At 61.7% G+C, this 13,982-nt stretch carries 13 protein-coding genes; 7 read left to right on the top strand and 6 right to left on the bottom strand.

Annotated features, from left to right (window positions below):
* Window positions 1-21: 21 nt before the first annotated feature.
* The 3 genes from asnB to Q7P63_05725 are packed head-to-tail and all read left to right on the top strand — an operon-like array spanning window position 22 to window position 2,538.
* Window positions 22-2,013 (top strand): asparagine synthase (glutamine-hydrolyzing), encoded by a 1,992-nt coding sequence (gene asnB / locus Q7P63_05735; protein ID MDP0499583.1) that lies wholly within the window; start codon window positions 22-24, stop codon window positions 2,011-2,013.
* Window positions 2,010-2,330: a hypothetical protein gene (locus Q7P63_05730; GenBank protein ID MDP0499582.1), complete on the top strand. Its 321-nt coding sequence runs from the start codon at window positions 2,010-2,012 to the stop codon at window positions 2,328-2,330. Before asnB ends, Q7P63_05730 begins: the two co-directional genes overlap by 4 nt.
* Complete coding sequence (locus Q7P63_05725; protein ID MDP0499581.1) at window positions 2,320-2,538, top strand: hypothetical protein; 219 nt, start codon at window positions 2,320-2,322, stop codon at window positions 2,536-2,538. Before Q7P63_05730 ends, Q7P63_05725 begins: the two co-directional genes overlap by 11 nt.
* Window positions 2,539-2,550: 12 nt before the next feature.
* Here the strand turns inward: Q7P63_05725 and Q7P63_05720 are convergent, their stop codons facing one another.
* From Q7P63_05720 to Q7P63_05705, 4 genes are all read right to left on the bottom strand, one after another.
* Window positions 2,551-3,228: an energy transducer TonB gene (locus Q7P63_05720; GenBank protein MDP0499580.1), complete on the bottom strand. Its 678-nt coding sequence runs from the start codon at window positions 3,226-3,228 to the stop codon at window positions 2,551-2,553.
* 168 nt (window positions 3,229-3,396) lie between these two features.
* Window positions 3,397-4,284 carry an HDOD domain-containing protein gene (locus Q7P63_05715; GenBank protein ID MDP0499579.1) on the bottom strand — a complete coding sequence of 296 codons (888 nt, stop codon included), beginning with the start codon at window positions 4,282-4,284 and terminating at the stop codon, window positions 3,397-3,399.
* A gap of 17 nt (window positions 4,285-4,301) precedes the next feature.
* Window positions 4,302-4,535: a hypothetical protein gene (locus Q7P63_05710; GenBank protein MDP0499578.1), complete on the bottom strand. Its 234-nt coding sequence runs from the start codon at window positions 4,533-4,535 to the stop codon at window positions 4,302-4,304.
* Between the two features lie 45 nt (window positions 4,536-4,580).
* Window positions 4,581-5,234 carry a hypothetical protein gene (locus tag Q7P63_05705; GenBank protein ID MDP0499577.1) on the bottom strand — a complete coding sequence of 218 codons (654 nt, stop codon included), beginning with the start codon at window positions 5,232-5,234 and terminating at the stop codon, window positions 4,581-4,583.
* Window positions 5,235-5,394: 160 nt separating this feature from the next.
* Here Q7P63_05705 and Q7P63_05700 point away from each other — a divergent pair, with 160 nt between their 5' ends.
* Complete coding sequence (locus tag Q7P63_05700; protein MDP0499576.1) at window positions 5,395-7,257, top strand: ATP-binding protein; 1,863 nt, start codon at window positions 5,395-5,397, stop codon at window positions 7,255-7,257.
* A gap of 51 nt (window positions 7,258-7,308) precedes the next feature.
* On the opposite strand, the gene Q7P63_05695 is transcribed toward Q7P63_05700, so the two are convergent.
* A complete protein-coding gene (locus tag Q7P63_05695) occupies window positions 7,309-9,528 on the bottom strand; it encodes a chemotaxis protein CheA (GenBank protein MDP0499575.1) in 2,220 nt (739 codons plus the stop codon).
* 209 nt (window positions 9,529-9,737) lie between these two features.
* Between Q7P63_05695 and Q7P63_05690 the strand changes: the two genes are divergently transcribed.
* The 3 genes from Q7P63_05690 (at window position 9,738) to Q7P63_05680 (ending at window position 13,059) form a co-directional block, all read left to right on the top strand.
* A complete protein-coding gene (locus tag Q7P63_05690; protein MDP0499574.1) occupies window positions 9,738-10,259 on the top strand; it encodes an energy transducer TonB in 522 nt (173 codons plus the stop codon).
* A 109-nt stretch (window positions 10,260-10,368) separates the two neighbouring features.
* A complete protein-coding gene (locus tag Q7P63_05685) occupies window positions 10,369-10,923 on the top strand; it encodes a TonB family protein (protein MDP0499573.1) in 555 nt (184 codons plus the stop codon).
* A 12-nt stretch (window positions 10,924-10,935) separates the two neighbouring features.
* A complete protein-coding gene (locus Q7P63_05680) occupies window positions 10,936-13,059 on the top strand; it encodes a methyl-accepting chemotaxis protein (protein MDP0499572.1) in 2,124 nt (707 codons plus the stop codon).
* A gap of 195 nt (window positions 13,060-13,254) precedes the next feature.
* On the opposite strand, the gene Q7P63_05675 is transcribed toward Q7P63_05680, so the two are convergent.
* On the bottom strand, window positions 13,255-13,977 hold the full coding sequence (locus tag Q7P63_05675) for a TVP38/TMEM64 family protein (GenBank protein MDP0499571.1): 723 nt from the start codon (window positions 13,975-13,977) through the stop codon (window positions 13,255-13,257).
* Window positions 13,978-13,982 lie beyond the last annotated feature (5 nt).

Raw genomic sequence — 13,982 nt, 5'->3', positions numbered from 1 at the left:
ATCTTTATTGTCTACTGACTTATGTGTGGAATTGCCGGAGCCTTTGATGCCTCGACCCGGGAGTCGCTGCCACTGCAGTGGGTGCGCGAAGCGTCCTCCTGCCTGGAGCGTCGGGGCCCGGACGCGGAAGGGTTTGCCCAAGGCCCAGGATACGCCTTTGCGCACCGCCGCCTGAGCATCATCGACGTCGAGGGCAGCCCCCAGCCCTGGGTCGACGCCGAAACGGGAGACGTCCTCGTCTTCAACGGCGAGATCTATAATTACCGCGAGCTGCGCGCGCTGCTGGAGGCCGAAGGGCACACGTTCCGCAGCGAAGGCGATACGGAAGTGCTCCTGCGCGCCCTTCAGGCCTGGAAGCGCCAGGCGCTCAGCCGGATCAACGGCATGTTTGCCTTTGCCTACTACCGCGCCGCCGAGCACCGCCTCTGGCTGGTGCGCGACCACGCGGGCATCAAGCCGCTCTTCTTCGCCTTCGTCGGCAGTCGCTGCTATTTTGCCTCCTCGCTCGGCGCCATACTGACATTTCCGGGGATCAAGCGCGAGTTGGACGTCGTCACCTTCTCGCATTACCTCTCCACCATCCGCACCACGCTGGGGCAGCGGACCCTCGTGCAAGGCGTCAGCACGCTTGAGCCCGGGAGCATGCTCGAGCTCAGCCCCCGCCTCCCGGTGGCCATGCCGCACCGCTACTGGCAGCTGCCCGCCGTGCCCGCCTCGGCCAAGCGCCAGCGCGACATCCGCGAAGTGGCCGAAGAAGTGCGCGCGCACGTGCGCCGCGCCGTGCAGCGCCAGTTGATCAGCGATGTGCCGCTCGGCGGCTTCCTCAGCGGCGGTCTCGATTCGACCATTATTGCCAGCCAGGCCAGCGAGCTGACCCTCGGGCACTACCACTGTTATACCGTCGGTTATGAGCGCGAAGGCACCTTCGGCCAAGCCTATCACGAGTTCCCCTATGTCGACCTCGCGGCCGAGGCCTACAACCTGCGCTGCCAAAAGACCCTGCTGAGCGAGGAAGACTACCTCGACGACTGGCAGCACCTCATCGCGCAAAAAGGCCAGCCCCTCAGCACGCCCAACGAGGTCGGCATCTACCGCCTCGCGCGCGCGCTGCGCAAGGAATATACCGTGGCGCTTAGCGGAGAAGGGGCGGATGAAGTTTTTGCCGGTTACACGCTGCCCTATGCCTCCGCCTGGGATTTCGAACGCGCCGGCACCCTCGGCGGCTGGCCTCAGGCCGAGCGCGAAGCCTACCAGAAGTCGCTGCGCCGGCTCTACGGCGTCGACCAGTTTGGCAACCTCACCGAGCACTACTTCCGGCTCAATTCCTGGGTACCGCTCAGCCTCAAGTTCCAGATCCTCAACCCGGCGACGATTCGCGACACCCAGAACGACGAGCCCATGTTCCTCCACTACCTCAAGGTATTGGAAGGGCTGAAGGAGCTCTCGCCGATGGACCGCTACCTGCACCTGCACGCGCAGATCAACCTCGAAGGCCTGCTCAGCCGCCTGGATTCGAGCACCATGGCCGCCAGCGTCGAAGGCCGCGTCCCCTTTACCGATCCCGAGCTGATGACCCTCGCCTTCCAGTTGCCCGACCACCAGAAGTTGGACTGGGCCGACGACGAGGCGCGCGAGATGGGGAAGACGCTTAACGCGCAAGAGCTCGACCAGCGCGGCCTCGTGCTGCCCAAGCGCGTGCTGCGCGAAGGCTTCCGCCACGAAGTGCCGATGGAGATCCTCACCCGGCCCAAGGTTTCGTTCCCCACGCCCTTCCAGGAATGCCTGGCTGGCCCCTGGCGCACCTTCGCCCGCGAAACCCTGCTGGGCTCCGAGCTGGTAGATGAATTGTGTAACGGAGAGGCGGTACAGTTCCTGCTCGAACGTTCGCAGGAACGCATGTTCAACCTCGCCCTTTGGCCATTGTTGAACATCGCGCTCTGGGCAGAGTCTCACGATATAAGCCTGCCCGCCGCGAACTCCTCCTCCGACGTGGCTTCGGCCACCACTCCATGAAACACAACGTGCAAGCCGCTTACCAGAAAGTCCAGGCCACTGCCTCCACCCCCATGGAACGCCTCCGCCACGTGACGCGTCGGGCGCTGGAGCATTGCACCCATCAGGAGACGGAGCAGGCGCTCATCGGCCTGCAGCACCTGCGTAGCGGCCTCGATTACCAGAAGGCCCCGGAAGTCGCGCTCGGCCTCAACCGCATTTACGACTACTGCGACACCGCTGTGCGGGAGGGAGACTGGGGCGAAGCCATCCGCATGCTGGCCGGCCTCGACACCATCTGGGACCAACTGGAAAAGCGCGACCGCCGTGAGCCGTGAGCCATCCAGTGCCACCGGCCGCAAGTTCCTCGGCTCGCACTTCGTCACCTGCAACACCTACGGGCGCCTCTATTTAAACCGCGAAGGCACCGCTTACGTCGGTAACTGCCCCCGCTGCGGCCAATCTCACCGCGTGCGCGCCGGAGCGGGTGGGGCGAATGTGACCATGGTGCAGATCGTCTGCACCTATGCCGTGTATCGGCGCTGAGTGGGCCGCGCGCTACCTGAGGTCGAACGGAAACTCCTGATCGACCCATACATTGATAGGCTTGCCGTTCTTCTTGCCAGGATTGAATCTTTGATCACGCATGGCAAAAATGACTGCTCCGGTAAACAAGGGATGGTCGGAGTGTTCTATCACCATAATGCCGGTACGCCCGTCATTATTTATCAAATACTTAAGCTTAACGCTTCCTGTGATCCGCCTGTTTTTTAGAGCGATCGGATATGTGATACGCGGATGCCCGATCATAGTTGGTTTTTCTATGTCGTCGCTCAGCTCATAAATGGGATTATCCTCCTTGTCATCCTTCCAGAATGGAGCATTGGCCGGAATGGCAAATGCTTTGGTCTGCCAGGCATGAACGTCTTTATCCCCGATCTTTGCTGGCTTGTAGCGGGCTCTGTTGAGAGCTAGAAGAATTTCGCCTCGGAACGCCGGATCGTTCGACTCGTGGATGATGACTGGGCCGACCCTGCCGTCGTCCATAACCGCATAGCTTAGCACGACAAGCACTTCCTCCGCCGGTACGGAAATAGTCGGGGGCCGACGAAAAACTGGTGAGACTTCTACTTGCGGCTGCTCGGTGACATCGGCGGCGGCGTAGATAGTACGGGCATCCACCTTGGCCGGCTTCTTGCCGGCTGGCTCTGTTTTTTCTGCGGGAGCAGCTTCCACCGCCGGAACGGCGCCCGTGGGGGAGAACAGGGTTGCGGCAATCGCCAGTAGCGTTGCGGCAGGGTGACCACAGCGTCTGGGTGGGGTAAGGGAGCAGGGCATTTCTTCAGAAACCAACGCATCCTTGCGTTGGCAAGCTCAAATGTCCACAGCCCCGGTTCCGCTCTTCTACACCATGCCCTCGAGCGTCATGGGGAGACGCTTCAGCGTGCGGGTGAGGGAAGCCATGGCGAGGTTGGCCTGCTGGCGCTTACCCCCAAAGAGCAGCATCCAGCCCGGTTGCTCGGTCAGGTCGATCGCTTCCGGTGCAGGCTCGATGTTCTCGATCCCGTAGATGCCCTCCTGCACCAGCATCTGGTCGGCCAGCTGGATGGCGGCAGCGGTCAGCGCATAGCGACCGGCGCGAGTGGGGGCAAACTGGTGGGCGATGCCCTCGTAGATCTCCGCCTTCATCCGGTTTTTCTGGAGATAATAGGAGGCGATCTGCGCGTGGTCCCAGCCGATGAGGCGCTTTTCTTCTTCCACCACATCGCGCGGGTTTGCCCAGGTGCGCTGGTGGATGTCCACAAATTCATCCGGGAAGGCGGCGGCCATCACGATCTTGCCCACCTTGTGGAGCAGGCCGATCAGATAGTCCGTATCGTCTTCGTAAGCAATGTCGGCCACGGCGAGGATTTCGCGAGTGAGCAAGGCCGAGCCGATGCTGTGCTGCCACAACCGGCGCCATTCGATGCCCTTCACGTTGCGCTGGATCTGCTCGAAGTCCTCGATCACCGGGGTGGCGAGCGCGAGCTCCTTGATCTGGCGCAGCCCGAGGTAAAACACCGCTTCCTCGATATTGGTGATCTTGTGCGAGATCCCGAAGAAGACGGAGTTGACCAACTTGAGCAGGCGTGCAGTCAACGACGGGTCGCGGCTGATGATCTCGGCGATCTGGGCCGTAAAGCTGTATTCCGTGTTGAGCAGGTTGCTCAGCGCGTTGCTGATGCTGCGAAGCGAGGCCAGGCGCGGCACATTGTCGATGCTGTGCCGGATGACCTCGTCGGAACGGGGCATTGGCTGCGCGGCAGGATTCATAGACGGATCGCTTTGGCGAGAATCTTGGAAAGCTCTTCCACAATATCGGGCGAGGGGTAGCTCGGATCACGGGCGAGGCGCTTGGCCAGCTCGGCCACTTCGGCGCGCACTTCGGGCATCGTGATCAGGCGGTCGACCATCTCGCGCACCTGGTTGAGGGCCAGTTGATCGGTCGTTTCGCTGGCGGGGGCGGAAGAAGATGCACTGCCGCTGCCATTGCTACGCCGCACGGCTTTGTATGAAGAAACGCGTCGATCGTTGTTAATCCTCATGGCTCAGTTACGGTGGGGCAGAGTGTAGAAAAGTGATTGGGAGACAACGCCTAAAAAGCGTCGGGGGCTGTAAGTAGCCCGCTGGTCGAATGCTTCGACCGGAGCCTCGACCGTTCTGGCCTCGGTGCTGGCAGCCGCCTTGCGCAGGACGGGATTTCCAGCCGTTTCTGTATGATCGGCGCTCCAAAAGGTTTCTCCAGTCAAAAGATCGACCAATTGCGCCTGCATGGAGACTTCCATCGGCTGATAGGGGCGGAAGTGCTGCAAGTCCACCACGAGCAGCCCTTGCGCACCGTAGGCATCGCCGATGCGCTGCGGTAAATCGCGCGGCAGGCGCTCCTGGCTGCCCAGCTGCGGCCTGCCATACCACTCGCGCAACGTCTCACGCGGGATCTCCACCACTTCGAAGCGCGCGCTCTGCCGCAGAGCCTGGAGCACCACTTCGTCCACATAGCTGTCGGTATAGTCCTGATAATCTTCCCAGTAGACGGGAAGCACGGCCACACGTTGGACATGGAGGGGCAGGGAAGGGGCCGCCTCGTAGACGTTATTGACCGGCACCCGCGCGTCTTGAGGGTTCTTGCTTTGGCAGCCGGCAAAGGCCACCGCGAGAAGCACCGGGGCCAGCAGGGCGAGATGCGTGAACGAGAGCTTCATGGGAGCAAATAGGTAAATCGGTTGTTTGCGGGAATCCTTTATAGGAGGAGAGTTTTTCCGCCCTGTTATTTTTTTGTAATGAAAGCGATTTTCAGGCCGACTTTTGGTTTAGCAGGCGTCCACCGCGCCTGAACCTAATTTTGTGCCCGCCGAACTTCCATTGATCGGCCGAGAAGCCGAGTTGCAGGCGCTGCAGGAGGGGTTATCGATGCCCTATGCCCGCAGCAGCGCCTGCTTGCAACTATCGGGCCCGGTGGGGATCGGAAAGACACGCCTCGTCAAAGAGCTGCTGGCCCAGCTGAAGCAGCGGCAGCGCTCCATCTGGGTCCTGGCGCTGGACAAGCAAACCTTGCTCGAAGGCGGGCCCACCTTGGTGTCGGCCCTCCAAGTCCAAGGCCTCAAGCCCGATCTGGAGCGCCTCGCGGAGCTCTTTCGCCAGTCGGCGCGAGCAGGGGAGGGCGACCTCGCACAAATTCTGATCGATTTGTTCGAAAGCCGTTCGCGCTCCGGCTGGACTCCGCTCACCCGGCTCGTCTTCGTGCTGGAAGATTTTGCCGCCTGGCCTGAGTTCAAGCTGCGTGAGTGGCGCTCGGCCGTCCGCATGCTTGGAGCCGATGAATCCAACATCATCGAGCACATCGACTTCGTCGTCACCGGCCACGATGCGGAAGATCTTTCCCAGGCGTGGCAAGACTACGGGCTCGCAGAAGTGTCGGTGGTGCCGCTCGTCCTGAGCCCCCTCACGGCTCCGGCGGCGGAGGCCCTGCTGCACGCGCTGGGGGTCCCCGGCCCCCGGCACCGCCCGCTGGTGGAGCAGGCCCAAGGGATGCCGGCCACCCTCCTGGCGCTGGCGGAGAAGGAGAACGCCGCGCGCGCGGAAGCCTCTCAACTCAGCCTGGTGGAGGCCTTGTTCGACGACTTTCCCTCGCGCTTTCACCCCTTGCTCCACGCTGGCGCGGCCCTGCACCAGCTTGCCCGCGATGGGATCGAAATCTTGCTCAAGCGGCCTCTGCTGGGCGAGGAGTGGAAAGAATTCGCCCGCCTCTGTCGCGAGGCCCTCCAAGAGGCAGGCGTCACGTCCTGGGGCGCGGACTTTCGCCAGCAAATCCTCGAATACGCCCAGCAAGTCCTCAAGCGCCCGGCTTTCCCCGACAATCTGGTGAGGGCGATCAACGAGCTGACGGATATCTTGCCCGACGAGATGGTCCGCCGGCAAATCGTCTTCTTTTCCCCTTTCTTCTACTTCACCAGCGACCTGCTGAAAGAAGTTTACCCCGGCCAATCGGCTGCGTTGGAGGCGATGCTCAAGGCGCGCCCCGAGGCATTCATCGAGGTAGAGGGCCTCTACCAGCTCTCGCCCGAGCTGCAGCGCCCGGTGTTGGCCTATGCCGAGTTGACGGGCTTCGACCGCGATGGCCAGACGCGCAGTCGCGTGCAAAAGCTCTGGAAGCTGCGTCAGGAAGGTCTGCGCAAGGACATAGAGCAGCAGGAAAAGGACTACCAGGACCTGCAGCAGCGCCTCGATTCCTGCTCGCGCGAGCTGGATCGCCAACTGAAGAGCTACCAAAACCTGGTGGAAGACGAGAACCGCCTGCGGGAGGCGCAAATTGTCAAAACCGTCGCCCCCCGGCCTCAACGCTCCGGGCCCACCCGTCTGCACCGCACCATCGGCGGAATCGCGGCAGAAGTGCTCGGTATCTTTTTCCTCTACAACGGGATCATCTTCACGCGCGACTTCAACGTGGTCTACTGCTTCATCGGCCTGGTGCTGGTGATGGGGGGGATCATGGGGAATATCGGCAGCCCTCAGCCGGCGTTTGCCCAAAGCGCCCCGGTCGCACCGCGCGCCCCAGTCGAAAACCGCGCGACCGAGAACGCTACGCCCAGTCACCTTCGCCGCCTCCGCGAGTATCAGGTGAAGACGCTGCAAGAGCGCAAGCGTTCGCTCCAGCAGCGCATGCAGCGGATGAAAAAAAGCCTGCAGGAAACCGAAAACCGGCTCCAACAGGCTTACGTTTACTAGTGGTGCGAGAAAGCCCGATCCCTTCGAGGGCCGGGCTCCCATCAAAGCCTCTTAGGCCGAGACCACGGCGGCCCCGGCGGTCGCGTTCTCCGGCAAGTCGGCCGCGACGGCCACAATGGAGAACGGATCGAGGATCAAGGCGATGGTGCCGTCGCCCAGGATGGCGCCACCCGAGACGCCACGCACCCGGCGCATCATCGCGCCCAGGCTCTTGATCACCACTTCCTGCTTGTGGACCATCTCGTCGACCAGCATGGCGAAGTGTTTGCCAAAGGTTTCGATGATCACGAGGTTGCCCTTGGTCGGGTCGGTCACGGCGCCCTCGATGCCGAATTCCTCGTAGAGGCGGATCACCGGGGTGATCTCGTCGCGCAAGACGACGACTTCGGCCTTGCCGTAGAGCACGCGCATCTGCTTCGCCTCCGGGCGGATCGTCTGGCGCACGCTGCCGGTCGGGAGCACAAACTTTTCGTTGCCCACGCGCACCACGAGGCCGTCGATGATGGCGGTGGTGAGCGGCAGCTTGATCTTGAAAGTCGTGCCCTGGCCGGGGGCGGAAGTCACCTGCACGGTGCCGCGCAGCGATTCGATGTTGCGGCGCACCACGTCCATCCCCACGCCACGGCCGGAAATATCCGTCACCTTTTCGGCGGTGGAGAAGCCGGGCAGGAAGATCATCTGGTAGATCTCTTCCTTCGTCAGATCGCGGTTGCCGTCGATCAGGCCACGCTCGGTCGCCTTCTTGAGAATCTTCTCGCTGTTGAGGCCGCGACCGTCGTCGGAAAGCTCGATCACGATGGTAGAGCCCATCTGGTAAGCCTTGAGGGCGATCTTGCCCGAGGGGGTTTTCCCGGCCTTGATACGCTCTTCCTCGTTGGCTTCTAGGCCGTGGTCGATGGCGTTGCGCACCATGTGCACCAGCGGGTCGGCAATCTGCTCCACCACGCTGCGGTCGAGCTCGGTGTCTTCACCCTCCATGATGAAGTCGACGCTCTTGCCAAAGCCACGGGAAAGGTCGCGCACCATGCGGGCAACTTTCTGGAAGCTCGGCTTGATCGGCACCAGGCGCAGCGCCATCGAAGTGTGCTGCAAGTCCTTGGTGATGCGCTTGAGCTGGTTCATCATGCGCTGGAAATGCTGGTTGGCATGCATCGCCTCTTCGCTCGCGGCGGCCAGTTGGCTTTCCACGATCACGAGCTCGCCCACCATGTCCATCAGGTTGCTCACCTTTTCGTAGTCGACGCGGATGGTGGCGTTGACGCGGGCATTTCCGTTGGCGCTCATCTGCTGCTCGGCCTCCTTCAAGGCTTCGGCGGCGCGGGCGGTGGCGAGGGAGACGGGGGCCTTGGCAACAGCCTCGATTTCGGGCTCCAGCGGCTCCGGCTCTTCATCCTCTTCGGCAAAGCCAGTTGCTTCCTCTTCCTTGTGCGCGGCGACTGGGGCAGGGGCGGTTTCGCCCGAGAGCGCACGCTGGGTGGCCACTTTTACCTCTTCGATCAGCGCATGGACAGGGATGGCCACATCGGGCTGATGACCGGTGCGCAGAGCCTTTTCGATCTGCTCCGTCAGCTGCAGCAGGCGGTCGCGCGACTGGAGGATCAGGGTGATCAACACGCTGTCGAGCTTGATCGTGGCGTTGCGAGCCAGGTCGAGCAGGCTTTCGACTTCGTGGGCCAGGCGCTGGATCGCTTCCAGTTGGAGGAAGCCGGCAACACCTTTGATCGTGTGGTAGGCGCGGAAGACGGCGGCGAGGGCCTCAGCGTCTTCCGGGTCGTTCTCAAGCGTCAACACCTGTTGCTCGACGACTTCGAGGTGTTCGTAGGCCTCGGAGAGAAATTCGTTCAGCAGCTCCGGGTCAGACTCGAGGTCGACGCGCTGGGGCTGTTCTTCGGCCGGGGTATCTTCGCTGGCGGCTGCTTCCACCTCTTCGGCTGTATTTGCCTCGGTCGCCTCGCCGTCAAAACCGAAACGGTAGGCCTCCAGTGCGCCCTTCGCGTCGGTGCCGGCGTGGGCCTCGCACCACTGGAGCCACTGGCGGAACTCGGTGATGGTGGCATCGTCCCACGGCTTGGCGTCGTCGAGCAGCTGGTCGAGGTGGGCCTTGGCTCGGTCGCGGGAGCCGATGAGCGCCGGGTGGATATCCAGCTCCATGTCGGCCCACTCCGAGAGCAGGGCGTAGACGGGGATCATGCCTTCGTCCTGACCTCCGCGGGCCAGCATGATTTCAGTCAGGAGTCGATTGATGAGGACTTCAAAGTCAGCGGCGGACATGGGCAATACAAGTAGTTGAGTACGGGTAAAATCTCTAGAGGTAGATCGGCGCGATGCGGTCAGGTTTTACCCCTTTTCCGAGTCCGTGACTCTTGTCGTCATTTTTACACAATTACGGCTAAAGTTTTAGCCTCGGTACACGAAATTCTATGGAAACCGCTTCTCCGTGATTCACCCCAATGAAAAGACCTGCTTACCCCCATACACGTATGTTTAACCCGCTCTTGCTCTTGGCCTGTTGTCTCGCCCTGGTCTCTGCCGTCCAGGCAGGCACTGCTTTGGCCAAGGCCGACGGGAGCTCCGAGGATGCGGACATCCTCTTGTTCGCAGGCGAGAAAGTCTACTATCACCTCGCCGGTGACGCCAAAGACGCCTCCGTGCGCACCTTGAAGATGGAAGAGCTTGCCCCTGAAGGGCAGTCCGCCGTTTTGGCCTGGGCCTCTTCCGATACCGACCACTCGGCCGTGACCAAGGCCGACCAGCCGCCGGAGCCGATCCACACCGTGGGTCCCGACACCAAAGGCCTCTCCGGCATCAAGGGCGTCGTCTCCATCGGTCTGGTGATCGACTCCAAGGGCAACGTGGCGCGCGCCTTCATTGCCAAATCGACCGACGAGCGCCTTAACGCGGCATCTCTGGCGGCCGTAAACCAATGGAAATTCCGCCCGGGCAAAAACGGTGGCGACCCCGTCAACGTCATCGTTTTCGTGCCCATGCAGTACAAGTCGTAAGACGTTCCGCGCGTGATGTTTCCCGTTATGAATCTCCTTGAGCGTTACCCCCGAAGCACCCTGATGGCCCACACGTTGTAGAAGATTTTTTAACGGACTGAACAACACTATGAAACGAAACACGTTCTCCACCTTCACCACCATCAAGACGATGGCTCTGGGCGCTGCATTGCACCTGGCCATGGTCTCTTGCCTTTCCGCCGGCATCATGCTGCCGATGGAAGACGGCAGCCGCCAGTCTGCGGAGCTGAAGCTGGTGGCAGGGGAGAAGGTGTTCTACCACCTGGCTTCCGACTCGCTCGACAAGCCCGTCCGCGTGCTCGAAATGGGCACGCTGAGCGCCGCCGACCAGAAGGCCGTCCAGAACTGGGCCGATACCAGCGGCGGCCTGTCCGCCCTCGTCAAGGTCGACAGCTCGGCCGAGCCGATCCATACCGTGGGGCCCGATACCAGTAACCTCGGCAGCACCAAGGGCGTGGTCTCGGTAGGGCTGGTGGTAGACGAAAAGGGCAATGTCGCCCGCTCCTTTATCATGAAATCGACAGACGACCGTCTGAATTCCGCCTCTTTGGCAGCCGTGGACAAGTGGAAGTTCCGCCCGGCCAAAAAAGACGGGAACTCTGTCAACGTAGTCGTGGTTGTTCCCATCCAATTTAAATCCTAAACGCTTTTCTCAATGAGCTGGAAGAATCTGAGTCTCGGGCAACGCATTGTCGCCCTTTGTGTATTGGTAGTGATTCTGGTCTGCGGCATCGCAGCCAGTAGTTATGTAGGGATCCTCCAGTTGAACCGAGGTTTCCATGCGGCACTGGCCAGTACCGAGGAAATCAATGCGGTCAATCAATTGGAGGCCGGAATCCAGCGCACGCGCGCGGCGACCAACGAATATCTCGCCACCGACCGCGCCGCAGACCTCGAAGAAGCCAAGAAGCAGCAGGTGGAGCTGCACGATCAGATTGCCAATCTGCGTGCCAACAGCTCCGAGCTGAACGTCACCACGGTCGCCGGGCTCGAAAAGACCCTCGAGACCTACACCGTGGTTTTTGAAAAGATTTCCGTCGCCAAGCAAAAGATCGCCTCCCTGCGCGACGAGCAGATCGGGCCGCAGATCGCGTTCCTGCAAGGCGAAGTCAATTCCTACCTGGCCGACGCCCGCTCCTCGGGCAACGTCGGCTCGGCACTTTCGTCCGCCACCTCGCTGGGCGAGCTCTACGCCATCGAGTCCCTCATGAAGGACTTCCTGCGCACCGGCGAAGTCGCCACCGTGACGCAAGTCAAAGAGAAGCTCAACAAGCTTTCCGAAGACATCGGCGAGCTCAAGCGCCAGCTCGAAGAGCTCCGCGAACTCGATGAAACCCTCTTCGACGCCGACACCTACCAGCGCTTCGAGTCGTGGCAGATCCAGCTCCTCGCTCTTACGGCCGCCGTCAGCGAGCTGCAGGACTCCGTCCTGATGGCGAACAAGGAGACCGCCGAGTCGCTCCGCCCCCTGCGCGATCAGTTTGCCGCCGGAATCCTCCAGCTTCAGGAAAACGTCTCGCAGGCCCAGGTGGCCCTCAACCAAAGCGTTGAAGACACGACCAATGGCGGCAAGATCCTCGTCGGCATCGTCAGCGTTGTCGGTATCGCCGTCATTTTTGTGCTCAGCTTCTTCATCGTCCGCAGCACTACCCGCCGGATTCAGGAAGTCGCCAACCACATCTTCCACAGCTCCAGTGAGACGCGCGAAGCTTCGGGCCAGATCTCCCGCAGCAGCGAAGTCCTCGCCGATGGTGCCAGCCGCCAGGCCGCTTCGCTCGAAGAGACCAGCGCCTCCCTCGAAGAAATGGCCGGCATGACCCGCAGCAACGCCGCCAACGCCGAAGAGGCCTCCCGCCTCGCGACCGAAGCGCGCTCCGCCGCCGAAACCGGCTCCAAGGACATGCAGCAGATGACGGAGGCCATGAACGCCATCCAGTCGTCCAGCGACAACATTTCCAAGATCATCCGCACGATCGACGAGATTGCCTTCCAGACCAACCTGCTCGCCCTCAACGCGGCGGTGGAAGCCGCCCGCGCGGGTGAAGCCGGTGCCGGTTTTGCCGTCGTGGCCGATGAAGTCCGCAGCCTTGCCCACCGCAGTGCCGAGGCCGCCCGCGAGACCACCGCCAAGATCGAAGACAGCCTCCAGAAGAGCGCCAACGGCGTGCGTATCTGCAATAAGGTGGGCGACAGCCTCGACCAGATCGTGGAGCGCACCCGCAACGTCGACCAGCTCGTCGGCCAGATCTCCGCCAGCTCGAAGGAGCAATCGTCGGGCATCACCCAGATCGAGCGTGCCGTAAGCGACATCGACAAGCTGACCCAGGAGAACGCCGGTCTGGCCGAAGAAACCTCCAGCGCCAGCCAAATGCTGATGGATCAGTCCCGCTCGATGGAAGAAGCGGTTACCGACCTCTTCCACGTCATCGGCCTGCGCCAGAACGAAGAGATGGTCGCCTCCGCCAAAGCCCAAGGCTCGCGGACGAAGCCCCGCGCCCAAGCTCAAAGCAACGTAGACTGGGAAGAAGCCGAGCACGATCACCGCGACCGCGACGACGATGACTTTGACGAAAAGCCCTTCTTTGGCTCCAAGCCTGCCGGTCGCGAAAATGCGCTGAAGGAAGCCCCGGCCCCCAAGCGCCTCCAGCACCAGAAGGAAACCGAACTGCACTTCGACGAAGAGCCCAAGCGCCAGTCCAAGCCCCGCGCCCTCAAGGCCGAGCACAAGCCGGAAACGCCCTCGTTCTTCCGCCTCAACGGCGACGAAAAGCACAAGTAGGCCCGCCGTTCCGCGAAGCATTCAGGATTTATAAAAAGACAACCTCCATCGGTAACCGATGGAGGTTGTTTTGTGAAACGGGAGTAATTGGACTGTAGGCCTGTGTTAAAGCGGGCGACACGCCAGCTTGCGTAAGTGCTTCTACATTAAGGTCGGAAAGATGGGGTAGGCGCGGGCGGCAAAATTTGCACCCTCTCAGGAGGCCGACGCTGCCGGCGTGCCGGAACTTTCTTTCCGCTCGCTCTTACGGTCGAACCAGATCTTGACGCCCAGCACGAGCAGGCCCACGACCGATACCACGATCAGCCCCACCTTCATGCTGTCGTTGTTCTGGCCAAAGTAGGCGATCATGAGCGCGAGCGGCAAGATGCCCGCTACCGTCGCCAGCAGGTATTGCCAGAAGCCCAGCCGCAGGATGCCCGCAATGAAGCTGATCGCATCGTTGGAGAGAAAAGGGGAGAGCCGGGCGATCACCACCGCCCACAGGCCGTAGCGATTGGCCTCGGTCGTGATCTTCTTGACCGTTTTTCGACCCACCAGGCGCTCCATCGACTCTTCGCTGAGCGAGCGGCCCAGCGCATAGCCTACAGTCGAGGCGGTCAGGATCGCGACCACGTTGATCACGGTGCCCCAGATCGGCCCATAGGCCAGCACAGCGATCACCATCAGCAAGACGGTGGGCATCACCAGCAGGAACATCTGCACCACCATCAGGAGGATGAGCAAGGCGGGGCCCCAGGCTCCATATTGGGAGACCCATTCCTTGATCCGCTGCTTGTCGTCCGACATCAGCACCTCCCAGGCATTTTGAGCCCAGTCCTGAAAGCTGGGTACGGCGAAGTAGCTCACGACCACCCCCACCAGCAGCAAGGCGGAAAGGGTCAACATCCATTCGGAAGGCTCACGAGGCGCGCGCATATTGA

The sequence above is a fragment of the Verrucomicrobiota bacterium JB022 genome (genome assembly GCA_030673845.1).
GTDB lineage: Bacteria > Verrucomicrobiota > Verrucomicrobiia > Opitutales > Oceanipulchritudinaceae > WOUP01.
Note: the sequence above shows the minus strand (reverse complement) of the source record. Positions and strands in the feature narration are given on the sequence as shown.

Coding starts and splice junctions, on each gene's coding strand:
- Q7P63_05690 (MDP0499574.1), top strand. CDS start 9,738: ATGTTTAACCCGCTCTTGCTCTTGGCCTGTTGTCTCGCCCTGGTCTCT.
- Q7P63_05685 (MDP0499573.1), top strand. CDS start 10,369: ATGAAACGAAACACGTTCTCCACCTTCACCACCATCAAGACGATGGCT.
- Q7P63_05680 (MDP0499572.1), top strand. CDS start 10,936: ATGAGCTGGAAGAATCTGAGTCTCGGGCAACGCATTGTCGCCCTTTGT.
- Q7P63_05730 (MDP0499582.1), top strand. CDS start 2,010: ATGAAACACAACGTGCAAGCCGCTTACCAGAAAGTCCAGGCCACTGCC.
- asnB (MDP0499583.1), top strand. CDS start 22: ATGTGTGGAATTGCCGGAGCCTTTGATGCCTCGACCCGGGAGTCGCTG.
- Q7P63_05715 (MDP0499579.1), bottom strand. CDS start 4,284: ATGCCCCGTTCCGACGAGGTCATCCGGCACAGCATCGACAATGTGCCG.
- Q7P63_05695 (MDP0499575.1), bottom strand. CDS start 9,528: ATGTCCGCCGCTGACTTTGAAGTCCTCATCAATCGACTCCTGACTGAA.
- Q7P63_05705 (MDP0499577.1), bottom strand. CDS start 5,234: ATGAAGCTCTCGTTCACGCATCTCGCCCTGCTGGCCCCGGTGCTTCTC.
- Q7P63_05675 (MDP0499571.1), bottom strand. CDS start 13,977: ATGCGCGCGCCTCGTGAGCCTTCCGAATGGATGTTGACCCTTTCCGCC.